This window comes from Streptomyces sp. NPDC088746 (assembly GCF_044751065.1).
GTDB lineage: Bacteria > Actinomycetota > Actinomycetes > Streptomycetales > Streptomycetaceae > Streptomyces.
Window position 1 is genome coordinate 562283 of the sequence record NZ_JBIVLA010000004.1, and the last position, 15750, is coordinate 578032.

Here is a 15750-nt window from a genome sequence, read left to right on the forward strand (position 1 = left end):
CCTCCCCCTAGGGGGCCGTGCCGGTCACCCAAGGGCCTCCGCGGTGCCGAGAAGAGCGGTGGCCTGGCTGGAGAAGACCCCGCCGTTCCCGTTGACGAGCGCGACGCGGGCGTGCGGCTGCTGTCGCGCCCCGCCCTCCCCGCGCAGCTGCCGGACCGCTTCGATGATGAGGAAGATGCCGTACATGCCGGGATGGCAGTAGGACAGACCACCCCCGTTGGTGTTGACGGGGAGTTCACCACCAGGCGCTATGCGTCCCCCGGATACGAAGGACCCGCCTTCGCCCTTCTCGCAGAACCCGAGGTCCTCCAGAAAGAGAAGCGTGTTGATGGTGAAGGCGTCGTACAGCTGCACCACGTCGACGTCGGACGGCTTGAGTCCGGCCATCCCGTACGCCCGCCGCCCCGAGTCCACCGCCGCGGTCGTCGTGAGATCGGGCATCTGGGACATGGAACGATGCCAGGTGGCCTCGCCCCCACCGAGGAAGTACGCGGGCGCGGCCTTGAGATCACGCGCACGCTCCGCGCTGGTCATGATCACGGCTCCGCCGCCGTCCGTGACGAGGCAGCAGTCCTTGGACGTCAGCGGATAGCTGATCATCTGTGAGGACAGGACGTCCTCGACGGTGAGCCGGCCGCGTCCGTAGGTAAACGCCTTCGGGTTGAGCTGCGCCCAGTCGCGGGCGGCCACGGCGATCTCGGCGAGCTGTTCGCGTGTGGTCCCGTACTCGTACATGTGGCGGGACGCGGCCAGTGCGTACATCGACACGGGGTACCGCGGCCTGTAGGCCTCCTCCCAGGGCAGGAGTTTCGTCGGCGAGACGAGGCGCCCGCCGTCGGAACGCTGCGTGGAGCCGTAGGCGATGAGGGCGGTGGTGCACAGGCCGGCCTCGATCGCCATCGCGGCGTGCAGCAGGTGCGCCACGAAGGAACTGCCGCCGACATTGGTGGAGTCCGCGTACACGGGACGGATCCCGAGGTACTCGGCGACGTCCAGGGTAGGGAACGGCAGGTATGACGACGCACAGAAGAAGCCGTCGATGTCTGACTTCTTCAGGCCCGCGTCCTCGATGGCGCGGGCGGTCGCCTGTCCCATGAGGTCGAAGTGGGTCAGGCCCGGAGCCACTTGTCCGAGGTCGGACTCCGCGACGCCGACGACTGCGGCCTTCCCACGAAGATCCGCGCTCATGACCGCACCTCCAGCGGACGGAAGACCGCGAGGGCCTCGCCGTCCTCACCGGTGACGACGTCGAGCTGTACGGGTGAGCCGATGACCACGTCCTCGGGGGGCACTCCCTCGATCCGGCTCATCATGCGAAATCCCTCGTCGAGGTCGACGAGCGCGACGTTGTACGGGTCGGTTCCGCGCTTGTGCAGCACCGTCGACGCGTAGACGACTCCCCGCCCCGAACTCGTACGCCAGGAGAGAGCGTCGTCGGCTCCGCAGTGCGGGCACAGGACACGCGGGTAGAACACCGCCCGGTCGCAGGCCGTGCAGTGCTGGAAGCGGAGTTCGCCGGCGGCCAGGCCCTCGGCGTACCCGGTGGCGGGTGCCGCGTTCATGAGCGGCCTCCGTGACGGAGGAGGGGTATCCCAGTCGTGGCCATGGCTACTTGGCCCCCTTCAGCAGAGCACGCCCGATGATCAGTTTCTGGATCTCGCTGGTGCCCTCGTAGATACGGAACAGCCGGGCGTCGCGGAAGCATCGTTCGACCACGGTGCCGCGCATGTAGCCCATGCCACCGTGGATCTGTACGCCCAGATCGGCGGCACGGGAGACCATCTCGGAGCAGTAGAGCTTGACCGCGGAGGGCCCGATCCTGCGGTCCTCGCCCGAGTCGTACCGGCGCGCGGCCTCCAGGACCGCGGCCCGCCCGGTGTAGGCGCCGGTCTGGATCTCGGCCAGCATCGCCTGCACGAGCTGGAAGTCGCCGAGGGGGCGGCCGCCCTGCTTGCCGGCGGCGGCGTACGCCACGGACTCCTCCAGGATCCGCTCGGCCATGCCCACGCACATGGCCGCGATGTGGACCCGGCCGCGGACGAGCGACTTCATCGCCTCACCGAAGCCGGCGCCCTCCTCGGCGCCGATGAGTGCGTCCTTGCCGACCCGTACACCGTCGAGGAAGACCTCGGCCGTCCAGGCGCCGGCCTGGCCCGTCTTGTGGTCCTTGGGGCCGACCGAGACTCCCGGACGGTCCGCCTCGACGAGGAAGACGGAGATGCCCTTGGTGCCGTACGACTCCTCGCCCGTGCGGGCGAAGACGACGAACAGGTCGGCGAGCGGCGCGTTCGTGATGAAGCGTTTGGCGCCGGAGATGACGTAGTCGTCGCCGTCACGGACCGCGCGGGTAGTCAGGCCGGACGGGTCCGATCCCGCCTCCGCCTCGGTGAGAGCGAACGACGCGACCGCACCGGCGGCGAGCCGTGGAAGCCAGTGGTCGCGCTGGTCCCGGGTCCCGGCGCTGACGAGGACCTTGCCGGCGATGCCGTTGTTCGTACCGAACATCGACCTGAACGCCGGTGTCGTGTACCCGAACTCGAAGGCGAGCTGCACGTCCTCGGTGAGGTTCAGCCCGAGGCCGCCGTGCTCCTCGGGAAGGGTGTATCCGAACAGGCCCATGTCGACGGCCTTGCGCCGGATGTCCTCCGGGATCGCGTCGGTCTCCTCGATCTCGTCCTCGCGCGGCACGACGCCCTCGCGAACGAGGCGGCGAACCGCTTCCCTGACGGCCGTGAAGTCGGCGGGGTCCATGTCCGTTGTCCCTTCTGGGGTGCGGGTCGGTGACGGGGCGGCACGAGGCCGTCCCCTGCCCGCAGCGGGCCCTCTTGTAACTTACCTAGTTATCTATGTCTACAGGACTGGGGAACGCCGCGCTACTTCGTGTACCGGAGTGGAAGCGTCGAAGGGACGAAGAGAGACGTGCCCTGCCGATCGAACGTCCGGGCCTCAACGCGCTTCAGCCGAGTCCGCCCAGATGTCGACCGGAACGAAGCCTCTGGCTCTTCCCTGTTCGTCCAGCAGCCGCCCCACGTGTTTGGTCCTGCGCAGACAGACGGAGCGGTCGGCGATCCGCAGGTGCGGCAGGGCACTCGCGAGACGTACCTCCAGCAGGTGTACGTCCACGAGTGACGCGACCCAGGCGGTGGCCAGCAGGTTCTGCGGGCCTGCTACGCCGACGCACAGTCGGATCTCCGGAAAACGGGCGATGGCGCGGGCCGTCGAGGTCAGGTGCTCGGATGCCACCGAGGCGAAGAACGTGACGGAGACCGGTGAGCCGGACAGCGGCGGGGCGAGGTCACAGCGCAGGACGAGGCTGCCGGAGTCGATCAACCGCTTCAGCCTGCGCGAAACCGTGTTGACGCTCACATCGAGGCCGGCGGCAAGGTCTGTCAGCGATGCGCGGCCGTCCTCCCCCAGGGCGAGCATCAGCGCCCGGTGGTTTCCGGAGGGAGTGCCCCCCTGGTCACGGGTCGAGCGTCGAGAACCGGTGAGGGCCTTCTTCTGCGCGGGGGTCAGGCTGCGCAGCCGCCATGCACTGCCTTCGGCGTAGGCGCCTCCCGTGACGAGGTGCGCGCGGGTCGAGGTGACCCCGGGCAGGACCCCTACGCGGTCGAGGACAAAGCTGGTCAGCGACGCGTAGTCCCTGGCGATCGCGGTCACGAGCAGGTCGCGCCCCCCGGCGGTGAGTTCGACGGTGGCCGCCATGGGCTCCTGAGCGAGCGCTTCGGCGACGGCGCGGTCCTGGCCCGGTGCGCAGTCCACCTCGATCAGCGCGCCGCTGCCGAATTCGTCGTAGGGATAGGCCGTCACCCAGGCATAGCCGCCGGCTCGCAGACGCTCCCAGCGCCGGGCAGCCGTGGCCGCGTCGACGCCGAGGGCGCCGGCGATCTCGGTCCAGGGGGCACGCGGACTGATCTGGAGCGAATTCACCAGAGCAAGGTCCAACTCGTCGAGCGGGGAGAGCGATGCCGCGTCACGCACGGCCGTCCTCCGCAGTGGGAAAATCCAGCATTTGATCTTCCTCCATGGAAAATTACGACGATCTGGTGTGGCCGCTCATGACGAATTTAGCGTGCGTCCAGAGCTGCGAAACCTCTGGTCCTCATTCCTATGGAGCCCCATGACTCAGCCCGGTCCTCCCTCGCCCGTACCGAGAAGCCTCGCCGTCGTCGGCTTCCTTGTGTTCGTCGAGCTCGTCAGCGGCCTCGTCCAGGGCATGATGCCGGCCCTGCTCCCACGTATCGGGACGGAGCTGCATGTCAGCGCGGGAAACCTGAACTGGGTCAGCAGCGCCCAGTTGCTCTCCTCAGCCGTGTGCGTACCGCTGTTCGCGCGTCTCGGCGACATGTACGGACACCGCAGGCTGCTGCGTGTCGCCATCGTGACGCTGGCTGCCGGCTCGGTGCTCGTCGCCTGGGCACCCACCTATGCGGTGCTCCTGTTCGGCCGTGTGCTTCAGGGTGCGCTGGCCGCACTGCTGCCGCTGGAGATCGGCCTGGTCCGCGACCGCCTCAGCCCGGAGCGTGCAAGGGGCGCGGTCGCGTTTCTGGTCGGGTCACTCACCCTCGGGGCCAGCGCCGGGCTGGTGCTGTCGGGTGTCCTGGGCGAGGCGATATCCGGTGTGCGGGGCATCCTCTGGATCCCGGCGGTGGCCGCCCTCCTCTGCGTGGGGGTGGTGTTCTTCCTCGTACCCGAGTCGGTGACCCGCGCGGCCGGAAGGGTGGACTGGGCCGGGGCGGCACTGCTCAGCGGCGGACTTGCCGCGTTGCTGCTCGGTATCGCCGAAGGGCCGCAGCTGGGCTGGCTCGACGCCCGCACCCTCGGGCTGTTCGCCGTCGCCCTGGTCGCCGCGGCGGCGTGGGTCCGCGTCGAACTGCGCGTGGCCGATCCCATCGTGGACCTGCGCCTGACCGTGCGCCGCGAACTGCTCCCCGTCTACGTCGCCGCCTTCATGCTCGGCACCGCGACGTTCGGCGCGCAGACCGCCGCTGCCGTCTTCGTGGCCAGTCCGCCTTCCCAGCTCGGGTACGGGTTCGGGTACGACACCCTCGGCATCGCCTGGCTCATGCTGCCGAACGGCTTGATGGCCTTCGCCGCAGCCACGGCCGCCGGGCGCCTGATCCGTCGGGTCGGTCCCCGTACCGTGCTCGCCACCGGCGGCGGGCTGATGACCGCCGGATACGCGGCGCTCGTCCTCGCGCACGGCGAACCCTGGCAGTTCGTCGTCGCCAACGGCATGATCGGCTTCGCCACCGGGCTGTGCATCAGTGCGATGCCCGCCCTGATCATGGACGCCAGCCCCGCCGACCGCACCGGAATCGCCACGGGCCTGCACAACACCGCCAAGACCTTGGGCGGCAGCGTCGCCGGCGCTGTGTTCGCCGCCGTCCTCACCGCGGTCACCCTGCAGGGCACCGAGGTGCCCACGGAGAACGCCTACCGCGTCGTCTGGGCCTGCTGTGCCGCCGTCGCCGTGCTGATCGCCCTGGCCGCCATGACCGTCCGCCCCGTCGGCGCCGTCCGCCCGGCAGCTGAACCCCTCCCGGTCACCACCGGCTGACGCCTCACCATCATCGATCAAGGAGCAGGAATCCATGACCACCTACCGACAGCAGGCCGAATCGATGGCGGCAGAGCTCGTCGAACTACGCCATTCCTTGCACCGCGAACCCGAGACCGGCCTGCAACTGCCGCGCACCCAGGCCAAGGTGCTCGAGGCCTTGAGCGGACTGCCCCTGGACATCACCACCGGCAAGCAGCTGTCGTCCGTCACCGCGGTCCTGCGCGGAGGCAGGCCCGGCCCTGCTGTGCTTCTGCGCGGGGACATGGACGCACTGCCGGTGCAGGAACTGACCGACGTGCCGTACGTATCGCAGGTCGAGGGCGCCATGCACGCCTGCGGGCACGACCAGCACACCGCCATGCTCGTGGGCGCCGCCCGGCTGCTGTCGGCGCGGCGTTCCGAGCTGCCCGGCACCGTCGTCTTCATGTTCCAGCCCGGTGAGGAGGGCCACAACGGCGCGGGCCTGATGATCGACGAGGGGGTGTTGGAGGCCGCCGGGCAGCCGCTGGTGGGCGCGTACTCGGTGCATGTGGCCTCCAACGGGGTTCCGCTGGGCATGATGGGAGGACGCGCCGGGACGGCGACGGCGAGCAGCGCCGAACTCCACGTCACCGTCCGCGGGCGGGGCGGCCACGGTTCCAACCCGCATCAGGCGGCGGACCCTTTGCCGGTGGCCGCGGAGATGGTCACCGCGTTGCAGACCCTGGTCACCAGGACCGCGAACGCCTTCGACCCGGTGGTCATCACGGTGGGGACCTTCCACGCCGGTACGAAAGTGAACGTGATCCCCGCCGACGCCACGTTCGGCGCCACGGTGCGAGCGACCTCCGAGAAGGGCATGACAGCTTTCCTCGGCCGGGCCGAAGCCCTGTGCGGGGGCATCGCCACCGCGCACGGACTGACCGCCGACGTCCGCAGTGAGGTCCAGTATCCGGCCCTGGTCTGCGCCCCCGAGGCGGTGGATCTCGGGGAGGAGGCGGCGCACGCCCTGTACGGCCCCGACTCCTTCTTGCGGATACCGACCGCGAACATGGCCTCGGAGGACTTCGCCCGGGTCGCCGCGGAAGTGCCGGCCGCCCAGTACATGGTGGGCGCGCGCCCGCCGAACGCCGCACCCGACGCCGCCTTCAACCACTCCCCGTACGCCGTCTTCGACGACGGTGCGATCCCGGTCGGTACCGCGCTCCTTGCAGAGGTGGCCGAGCGCAGGCTGCGGCAGGGCTGATTCCGGCATCCCGGGGCGGCGCCGGACCCGGCGCCGCCCCTCGTGTTCCTCGCAAGCCCCGCAACGGCCCCGCCACCCGCCCGGGGCACCGGTTACTGCTGGGGGCGGACCTCACCGTTCAGTGGCAGAACCGCGGCCGAGGAACCGACGTGAACGTCGAAGGTTCCGGGTTCGGTCTGCCAGTCGTGGGTCTCGACGTCCCAGTGGGCGAACACCCTGGCGGGCAGGGCGATCCGCACCTGGACGGTCTCCCCGGGGAGCGCCGTCGCGGCTGCGTAGCCCGCGAACCACCGCACCGGGCGCTCGACGGCAGACCCCGGTCGGCCGAGGTATGCCTGGGCGACCTCCCGGCCGGGCCGCGTCCCGGTGTTGGTCACCTCGACGAGCAACTCGCAGCCGCCGTCGGTGTCCTGGCGGACGGCGAGGGCGTCGTAGGACCAGGTGGTGTAGCCGAGACCGTGGCCGAACCAGAAGGCCGGCTGCGTGCCGCTGCGCAGCCATGCCCGGTGGCCGATGTGCAGGCCCTCGCGGTAGCTCAGCACTCCTTCGGCAGGAGTGACGTCGATCACCGGGACGTCTTCCTGGCGCGCGGCCCAGGTGGTGGGCAGCCGGCCGCCGGGCTCGCGGTGGCCGAGCAGGACGTCGGCCAGGGCGTTGCCGTACTCCTGGCCGGGGAACCAGTTGAGGAGCAGCGCCGGTGCCTGGTCGGCCCAGGGCATCAGGACCGGTCCGCCCGAGTTGACGGCGACCACGGTGTTGGGGGCGACGGCCAGGACGCGGGCGGCGAGTTCGTCCTGTCCGTCGGGGAGGGCGAGGGTGGTGCGGTCGTATCCCTCGCTCTCGACCTGCTCGTTCGTGCCCAGCACCAGCACCACGGCGTCGGCGGAGGCGGCCAGTTCGACGGCGTGGCCGATCTCGGCCTCGGCGTCGCGGCGCGGCGTGCGCAGCCCGGCGGTCAGGATGACCGCGCCGAAGCCGCTGCTGACCGTGGTGTGGACCAGCCGGTAGGCCACCTCCTGCCCGGCGTCCAGGTGTGTCTCGACGTAGCGCTGCGGGGGGTTGAGGAAGGCCTCGACCGGGTCGCCGGTCTCCAGGGCGACGGCCTCGTCGATGCGGATCTCACCGTCGATCTCCAGCCGCATCGGACCGGCTCCGGCCAGGCCGATTCGGTGGACGCCGGATTCCTCCGCACGCAGGCGCGCGGTGACCTCGACCGTGGCGGTGCGCTCCAGGGCGTCGACGCCCAGGTAGACGAGGCGACCGCTGGTGCGGTGCTCACTGAGGAGTTCCCCGCCGTCGGCGTCCAGCAGCCGGGCCCGCAGGCCGGGCAGTCCGGTGACCGGGTCGAGGACCTGGTCGGGAGTGAAGGGGGCCAGGGCCGTGGTGGAGTAGGTACCGGGCGTGTGGACGACCTCGACGCCGTGGGCGGACAGCGCGTCGGTGATGCCCTGGAGCGGGGAGACCGCGTAGGGGGCGTTGACGGTGGCGCTCCCGCCGCCCTGGATACGGGCGTGGGCGGCGTTGGGGCCGATCACGGCGACCTTGCGCAGGGTGCCCGGATTCAGCGGGAGGGTCTGGGACTCGTTACGCAGGAGGACCGTGCCCGCGGCCGCCGCTTCGCGGAGCTGGGCGGCGATGTCCGGCTCGGCCACGGGCGCGGGGGCCGGGGCTGCCGGGGCGAAGCCGTCCAGGGCGCCGACGCGTGCGGCGAGGCGGAGCAGCCGGCGTACCTTGTCGTCGATCGCCGCCTGCGGGACTCGCCCCTCGCGCACGGCGGTCACCAGGGCGTCGCCCCAGGGTCCGGCGGGTCCGGGCATGGCCAGGTCGTTGCCCGCGGCTCCTGCGGCGTCGGTGGATCGCACCGCGGTCCAGTCGGAGACGACCGCGCCGTCGAAGCCCCACTCCGCCTTGAGGACGTCGTTGATCAGCGGGTTCTCGGTCATGGTGGGGCCGTTGACGGCGTTGTACGAGGACATGACGAGCCAGGGCCCGGCGTCGGCGACGATCTGTTCGAACGGGGCGAGGTAGAGCTCCCGCAGGGTGCGCTCGTCGACTCGGACGTCGACGGTCATCCGGTCGGTCTCGGAGTCGTTGCCGACGAAGTGCTTCGGCGTGGCGGCGACGCCGTGCTCCTGCACTCCGTTGACATAGGCCGAACCGATGAGGGCGGTGAGCAGCGGGTCCTCGGAGTAACACTCGAAGTGGCGGCCGCCCAGGGGGCTGCGGTGCAGGTTGACGGTCGGGCCGAGCAGGACGTCCACGCCCTTGCGGCGGGCCTCGGCCGCCAGCAGCGCTCCGAGCCGGCGGACCAGTTCCTGGTCCCAGGTCGCCGCGACGGCGGTGGGAGAGGGAAGGCTGACGGAGGTGTCCCGCTCGTCCCACGCCTCGCCGCGGACACCGGCCGGGCCGTCCGAGAGCACCATGCGGCGGAGGCCGACCGCCGCTTCGGAGTGGGTGCTCCACATTCCCTCCCCGGTCAGCAGCCGGACCTTGCCTTCCAGGTCGAGTCGGGTGAGCAGTTCTTCGATACGGGCTTCGACGGCCTCGGGGTGCTGCATGGGATCTCCTTGCGGTGGTGCGGGACCCGCCGCCGACCGGAATCAGGTGCGGGCGGGTACTCGGGGAAGGGGGCAGCCGGAGTGGCAGCCTTCCCTCCCGGTTCGGGGGACGACGGTCAGCGGACCGAGCGGATCGGCCGCACGCTCACCGCGGCGGCCACGACCAGGACGATCGCGACGGCGAACAGCGGGCGGTACCCGCCGAGCAGGCCGATGACGGCGGCGGACAGGGCCGGGGCCAGGGCCTGGGGTGCGGAGTTGGCGATGTTGAGGACGCCCATGTCCTTGGCGGCGTCCCCCTGGTTGGGCAGGACCTGGGTCATCAGGGCTGTGTCCACGGCCATATAGGTACCGAAGGAGAGTCCCGCGATCACGGCGAAGGCGAACATGGCCCCCTGCGAGCTGACGATGAACGGCACGACCAGGGCGAGTGCCATGCCGAGTGACGCGGCGATGATGAAGGGCTTGCGGCGGCCGATGCGGTCCGACAGCGGACCCATCACCACGATCATGATGATCATGCCGGGCAGCATGGCGACGCTGAGAAGCGGCAGCAGGTCATGGGCGCGGTCGTGGCTCAGACCGATGTAGTCCTCCAGGATGTAGAGCTGGTAGGACGACACGCTGTAGTAACCCAGGATCATCAGGAAGCGGCCCAGGAAGGCCCAGGCGAAGTCCGGGTGCCGGCGCGGGCTGACCCAGAAACCGGCCAGGAACGTCTTCAGGTGGAACGGGGTCACGGGTGCGCCGGCGCTGGAGGGTTCCCGGTTGAGCAGGAGGAACACGGCCGTACCGGCGATGACCAGGAGGCCGAAGACGGCGAATCCGAGGCCCAGCGCGTTGGCGAAACCCGCGGCAAGCGCGGTACCGGCGGTTGCGCCGATCATCTGGGCCAGGCCGGCCGCCGACGAGAACACCCCGCGCCGGTGCACGGGCGTGCGGTCGGGGACGACCGCGGTCAGCGGTGCCTGCAGGCCGTTGAAGAATATCTGTGTGAGGGTCCAGGCGACGGCGATCCACAGGAGGCTGTTGCCCGAGCCGACCGCGATCAACGACAGTCCGCCGAGCAGTGCGCCGCCCGCCATCCACGGCGCGCGGCGTCCGAAGCGGCTGCGGGTGCGGTCGGACAGTGCTCCGGCGATCGGGTTGGCCAGCAGCGCGGCGATCGCGCCGATGGCGCTGATGACGCCCAGCGCGGTGGACTTGTTGTCGGGGTCCACCTCGCCGACCAGGTCGGCGAGCAGTACGGCGGGCACGGCGCCGTAGACGGCGTACAGCGCGACGCTGTTGGCCATGAGGCCGCCCAGCAGGCGGCGTTCACCGGACGGGCGTCCGGGCCCGGTGCCGGACTCGTCCACGGGCGCGGTGCCGGAGCCGGCACGGTGCCCGGATCTAGATGTGATCACGGTGACCTCGTTGTCAGTCATGGGGAGGGCGTCGGCGTCCCGGCGCGGTTCGCGCGGCTCGTACGGCCCTGGAGCAGCGCTGCTCACACGTGTGAGCAGCTCGCTCCGATGTTCACACGTGTGAGCAGCTTTGTGAAGCCCCCGCTAGGATTCGGGACCGAAGCAACAGATTTCAGGAGACGCCCGTGAACTCAGCCGCCGGACGCGCGCCCACGAGCGCGGATGTCGCGCGACTGGCAGGCGTGTCACGTTCCACGGTCTCGCTCGTCGTCAACGACGTCCCGAACTCGCGCATCGCGCAACCCACACGCGACCGTGTTCTGGCTGCCGTGCAGGAGCTCGGCTACGCTCCCGACGTGTCGGCGCGCCAGCTGCGGGCGGGGATCAGTCGGCTGGTGCTGATGCCGCTCCCCCGGCTCCCGCGCGGCATGATGGTCGACGCAACCATCGAACATCTCTCCGAGAAGCTCAGTGACAGCGGCCTGACCCTGCTCGTGCACGGGGATCGCCGAAGCACCGGCATGGCGGCGGCGCGCATGTGGGCGGAACTTCGCCCGGCGGCGGTCCTCGTGGCAGCCGACCGGTGCACGAAGTCCTCGGTCGCCCTGCTGCGCCGCGCCGGGACCGAGGTCCTGATGATCGCCGACCGCCCCCTGCCCTGGGCCGACACCCTGGAGTTCGACCAGGGGCGGGTCGGTGAGGCAGCGGCAGCGCACCTGCTTGCCGCCGGCCACCGGCGCCTCGCGGCGATCGTTCCCGCCGGGCCCCTGGAGGGCCTGGGTCGCGCCCGTGCCGCAGGACTGGGGACCGCCGCTCGTGCGGCCGGCGCGCACAGCGAGGCGATCGCCATGGAGGCCACGCACGAGTCGGCGGCGGCGGCAGCCGCAGCCGTGCGGCGGCCCGGCGGTCCGACCGCGGTGTTCACCTACAACGACGAGTACGGGGCGCTGCTGCACCGCGCACTGGGCGACCAGGGGGCGACGATGCCGGACGACATCGCACTCGTGGGCGCCGACAACCTGCCCATCGCCACCTACCTGCGGCCGGCGCTCTCCTCGGTCGCGCTCGATCCCGTGGAGATGGCCGACCACATGTGCCACGCGATCCGCTCCCTGCTGGAGCGGCCCGCTCGCTCGGAAGCGCTGGTAGCGGGTGTGCTGGCGACCCCCCTGCTGGTGCGCCGCGAGACGTCCTGAGCTGTCGCGCCCCGTCCACCGGCCGGCGCGACGGGGTAGCCGCTCGCCGCCTCTCGCACGTACGTACGTTGCGCCCGCCGCATCTGCGAGAATCCGGCCCATGACCGCACGGACCGACACCGCCTCGGCACAGCGCAGAGCCGCCGGGCGCCCCCGCGACCCCGGCGTGGAGGAACGTGCGCTGACAGCCGCACTGGACGTGTACGCGGAGGCCGGCTGGTCCGGATTCACCTTCGACACGGTCGCGCGGCGGGCCGCGGCCGGCAAGGCGGCCCTGTACCGCCGCTGGCAGAACAAGGAGGAGCTGCTGCTGGCAGCCCTGGACGCGCACGCACTGGTCATCGAGCCCATCGACACGGGAAACATCCACGACGACCTGCTCGCCCTGGCCCGGGAGCTGCTCGCCTTCCACCTGAGCGGATCGGCCGGGCTCGCGGGGCTGCGCCTGTTCGTCGAGGCCCGGGCGCATCCCGAGTTGCTGGCCAAGTCGTGGAGCGAGATCAACACCGCGCGGGTGAAGTCGGCGCGTACCATCGTCCACCGTGCAGTCGAGCGCGGCGACCTTCCGCCGGACACATCGACGACGGTCCTGCTCGAAGCCGTCAGCGGCGGAGTGGTCGGCCACGTGCTGGCCACACCTGCCGGTCCGGACCGCGGCCCCGACGAGCGCGACCGGCGTTTCGCGGCCGATCTGGTGGCGCTCGTCCTACGGGGAGCCTGCTGCCGCTGTGCGCGACCCGGCTGCGAGCCGTAACAGCCTGTCGACCGCCACGGCGGCCAGGGACGGCTACGCGTTGTCCGCCAGCACGGAAGCCAGTACGAAGTCGACGAACCTTTCCGCGTACTCCGCGGCGGCTTCCGGCAGGACGGGCCTCAGCGACAACGGCACGGTCAGCGCGTGGTTCATCGCGCCGCCGCACAGTGCGTCGAGGAGAAACGTGACCGACGTGTCCCCCGGTAGCTCGCCGCGCGCGATCCCCCGGCGTACGACGGCCCGCGCGGCCTGGATCTGCGCCTGCGCCAGCTCCTCGTAGCACTCGACGAGCCGTGGGATGCCGAGCGCTTCGAGGCCGAGACGCAGAGCGGCCGGGCCGCCCTCCCCCGTATAGAGCGCCAGCAGCTGGCCGACGAGTTGCACAAGATCACCGCGGACCGTGCCGGTGTCGACGTCCGAGACGCGGCCGAGCCTCAGGGTCAGGGCCTCGACGAGCAGTTCCTCCTTGTTCCGCCAGCGCAGGTAGACGGAAGCCTTGCCGACGCCCGCCCGGCGCGCCACCGCCTCGATGCTGAAGGACGCCCAGCCGTTCTCCCCGTACAGGGCGACCGCGGCGTCGGCCACCCGTCGGTCCACCTGGTCGTCGCGCGGCCTTCCCGGCGCGGCCCTCGATGTCGTCATGGCGCCATATTCCTCCATCGATGAGCCTATGGCTATTGCTGAACGGCATCCGTCCGTTTTACAGTGCGATTGCGGACGTATTCCGTTCCGTTAATGGGCACCTGCCCCTCAGGTGCTCGTATCCACGTCGACGCTCCGAGGAACTCATGTCTGCCGACACAGCCTTCACCCCCATGGACACCGACGAGGTCGCGGCCTTCGCCGACAGCGTGCGCGGAACTCTGGCACGCCTCTGGCCGGCCCCCACCTCCGCTGCCGACGGTGATCTGGCCAAGCTGTGGCGCACCGCCGCCGAGCTCGGCTGGCTGGAGCTCGGCGGCGACGGGGCCATCGCCGCGGCCGTCGCCGCCGTACGCGAACTCGGGCGTGTGGCGTGCCCGCTCCCCGTGATGGACGCTTTCGTCGCCACCCGCCTCTTCCCGCAGGACGGCGAGCTGCGCGACGGCATCGCCGCGGGGGAGATCCGCGTCGTCGCCTCGGTCGACGACGGCACGGGGGCGCAGATCCGCCACCTCGACGCCGCGCAGCAGGCGACCCACCTCCTCACGTTCCCCGCGTCCGGCGGCACCGCGCTGCTGCGCCCGCTCCAGGAGGCGGAGGAGACGGCCGGGCTCGCCGTCCCCGCCTGGTCCCGCGTGACGCCGGGTGCCCCGGAGACCTCGGTGGAGGTCGATGCGGCGACCGCCGACGAGGCCGTGGTCCTGTTGCGGCTCCAGCTCGCCGTACGGGCCCTGGGCGCGGCCGAGCGGGCCCATGAGATGGCCGTGGCCCACGCCAAGGAGCGCCGCCAGTTCGGCAAGGTCATCGGTTCCTTCGGAGCCGTCCAGCAGCGCGTCGCGACCTGTCAGATCGACGTGGGCGCCGGCGATCTGCTGGTCACCGACGCCGTACGCGCCCTTGAGGAGAACACGCCGGACCGGCTGCTGGCGGCCGAGATCGCCGTGGCGCACGCCGCGGCCTCCGCTCCGCGTGTTCAGCTCGGCGCCCAGCACACCCTCGCCGCCATCGGCTACTTCGAGGAGCACGACGCCCCCTGGCTCTTCCGTCGCGTCCACGGTGACGTCACCCGGCTGAGGACCCTGCCGCGTGCCGCCGGAGACGTCGGCGACGTACTGGTGGAGGGCAACGGTTCGCTCCCGGTGGCCGACCTGGGTGAGACCGGTGAGGCGTTCCGCGCCGAGGTGCGCGCGCTCTTCGACACGTTCGCCGACCGGCTGGGCGGCAGCACCATGGACCTGGACCGCGAACTGGTGCAGGCGGTCGCCGACCGTGGCTGGCTCGGCTTCGCCTGGCCCGAGTCGAAGGGCGGCCGCGGCGCCACGCTGGCCGAGCAGGTCGTGCTCAACGAGGAGACCGCGTACCGCCGCGCGCCGATCAGCAAGGCGCTCGGCGCCGTGATGCTGCTCGGCAACTCGATCCTCAAGCACGGCACCCAGGAACAGCAGGACACCTTCCTGCCGCTGATCCGCCGCGGTGAGCTGTCCTTCTGCCTCGGCTACAGCGAACCGGAGGCCGGGTCCGACCTCGCCTCGCTGCGCACCCGTGCGGTGCGCGAGGAGGGGACCGCCTCCGGCTCGGACGAAGCCGGAAGCGGGGGGCACTGGGTGATCAACGGTCAGAAGCTGTGGACGACCGGCGGGCACACCTCGGACTGGGTCTGGCTGGCGGTGCGCACCGATCCGGACGCCTCTCCCCGGCACGCGGGCATCACCATGTTCCTGATCCCCATGGACACCCCCGGCATCACCGTGCAGCAGCACCGCGCGCTGTCCGGCGAGATCTCCTGCACCGTCTTCTACGACGACGTCCGGGTGCCCGACAGCATGCGGGTCGGCGCGGTCGACGGCGGCTGGAAGGTCATCACCGACGCGCTCGCCGGCGAGCGCATCACCATGGGCAACATCGCCGCCGCTCTGCACCGCCAGCTCGACGACCTGCTCACCCACGTCCGTGAGAACCCGGAGGGGACGGTCGGGCCCCGTGGCTCGCACGCCCGTGCCCTGCTGACGGAGCTGGCTGTCGGGGTACAGGCCACCCGCGCGCTGGTCGCTTCCGCGATCGGCGCGACCTCGCAGGACGCCGGAGCCCGCCTGGCCCCGCCGATGGCGGGCGTCCTCGGCGGCGAGCTCGCCGAGCGGTTCGGCGAGGCCGTCCTGGACATCCTCGGGCCCGACGCGGCGCTGTCCGCCGAGGTGCCGGGCGTGCCCGGCGGCGGAGCGTTCGAGTACGGCCTGCGGCTGTCCGTCATGTACGTCGTCGGCGGCGGCACCAACGACATCCAGCGCGGCCTCATCGCCCGCGCCCTCGGCCTGCCCCGCTGATCCTCCGCTGTCCCGCCGGCGAGCGCCGGACCGGCTGGTCCGTCTCTCGCTCACCGAGGCCGTGCCCCAGCTCACCGGCGGGACG

General features: G+C 71.2%; 12 protein-coding genes. 5 read left to right on the forward strand and 7 right to left on the reverse strand.

The annotated features are described in order from the left end of the window. Positions 1-24: 24 nt before the first annotated feature. The 4 genes from ACIP63_RS21455 to ACIP63_RS21470 all read right to left on the reverse strand — a co-directional run bounded on the left by ACIP63_RS21455 (position 25) and on the right by ACIP63_RS21470 (position 3981). The gene (locus ACIP63_RS21455) at positions 25-1188 is read right to left on the reverse strand and encodes a thiolase (RefSeq protein WP_401517785.1); all 1164 of its coding nucleotides are present in this window, start codon (positions 1186-1188) and stop codon (positions 25-27) included. Further along, entirely contained in the window at positions 1185-1562 is a 378-nt protein-coding gene (locus tag ACIP63_RS21460) for a Zn-ribbon domain-containing OB-fold protein (protein WP_401517787.1), read from the reverse strand. Before ACIP63_RS21460 ends, ACIP63_RS21455 begins: the two co-directional genes overlap by 4 nt. A 46-nt stretch (positions 1563-1608) precedes the next feature. Next, positions 1609-2751 carry an acyl-CoA dehydrogenase family protein gene (locus tag ACIP63_RS21465; RefSeq protein WP_401517789.1) on the reverse strand — a complete coding sequence of 381 codons (1143 nt, stop codon included), beginning with the start codon at positions 2749-2751 and terminating at the stop codon, positions 1609-1611. A 195-nt stretch (positions 2752-2946) separates the two neighbouring features. Next, positions 2947-3981, reverse strand: coding sequence for an Lrp/AsnC family transcriptional regulator (locus ACIP63_RS21470; protein WP_401517792.1), 1035 nt, complete (start codon positions 3979-3981; stop codon positions 2947-2949). 139 nt (positions 3982-4120) lie between these two features. On the opposite strand from ACIP63_RS21470, the gene ACIP63_RS21475 reads away from it, so the two are divergent. Next, positions 4121-5560 (forward strand): MFS transporter, encoded by a 1440-nt coding sequence (locus tag ACIP63_RS21475; protein ID WP_401517795.1) that lies wholly within the window; start codon positions 4121-4123, stop codon positions 5558-5560. 34 nt (positions 5561-5594) lie between these two features. Continuing rightward, positions 5595-6788, forward strand: coding sequence for a M20 family metallopeptidase (locus ACIP63_RS21480; RefSeq protein ID WP_401517797.1), 1194 nt, complete (start codon positions 5595-5597; stop codon positions 6786-6788). A gap of 92 nt (positions 6789-6880) precedes the next feature. On the opposite strand, the gene ACIP63_RS21485 is transcribed toward ACIP63_RS21480, so the two are convergent. Both ACIP63_RS21485 and ACIP63_RS21490 read right to left on the reverse strand, forming a co-directional pair. Continuing rightward, positions 6881-9346 carry a beta-glucosidase H gene (locus ACIP63_RS21485; protein ID WP_401517800.1) on the reverse strand — a complete coding sequence of 822 codons (2466 nt, stop codon included), beginning with the start codon at positions 9344-9346 and terminating at the stop codon, positions 6881-6883. 116 nt (positions 9347-9462) lie between these two features. Then, positions 9463-10773 carry an MFS transporter gene (locus tag ACIP63_RS21490; protein WP_401517802.1) on the reverse strand — a complete coding sequence of 437 codons (1311 nt, stop codon included), beginning with the start codon at positions 10771-10773 and terminating at the stop codon, positions 9463-9465. 164 nt (positions 10774-10937) lie between these two features. Between ACIP63_RS21490 and ACIP63_RS21495 the strand changes: the two genes are divergently transcribed. Both ACIP63_RS21495 and ACIP63_RS21500 read left to right on the forward strand, forming a co-directional pair. Then, entirely contained in the window at positions 10938-11948 is a 1011-nt protein-coding gene (locus tag ACIP63_RS21495) for a LacI family DNA-binding transcriptional regulator (protein ID WP_401517804.1), read from the forward strand. A 100-nt stretch (positions 11949-12048) separates the two neighbouring features. Then, positions 12049-12702: a TetR-like C-terminal domain-containing protein gene (locus ACIP63_RS21500; RefSeq protein ID WP_401517805.1), complete on the forward strand. Its 654-nt coding sequence runs from the start codon at positions 12049-12051 to the stop codon at positions 12700-12702. Between the two features lie 33 nt (positions 12703-12735). Here the strand turns inward: ACIP63_RS21500 and ACIP63_RS21505 are convergent, their stop codons facing one another. After that, positions 12736-13344 carry a TetR/AcrR family transcriptional regulator gene (locus tag ACIP63_RS21505; RefSeq protein WP_401517807.1) on the reverse strand — a complete coding sequence of 203 codons (609 nt, stop codon included), beginning with the start codon at positions 13342-13344 and terminating at the stop codon, positions 12736-12738. Positions 13345-13490: 146 nt separating this feature from the next. On the opposite strand from ACIP63_RS21505, the gene ACIP63_RS21510 reads away from it, so the two are divergent. Continuing rightward, a complete protein-coding gene (locus ACIP63_RS21510) occupies positions 13491-15665 on the forward strand; it encodes an acyl-CoA dehydrogenase family protein (RefSeq protein WP_401517810.1) in 2175 nt (724 codons plus the stop codon). Positions 15666-15750: the final 85 nt, after the last annotated feature.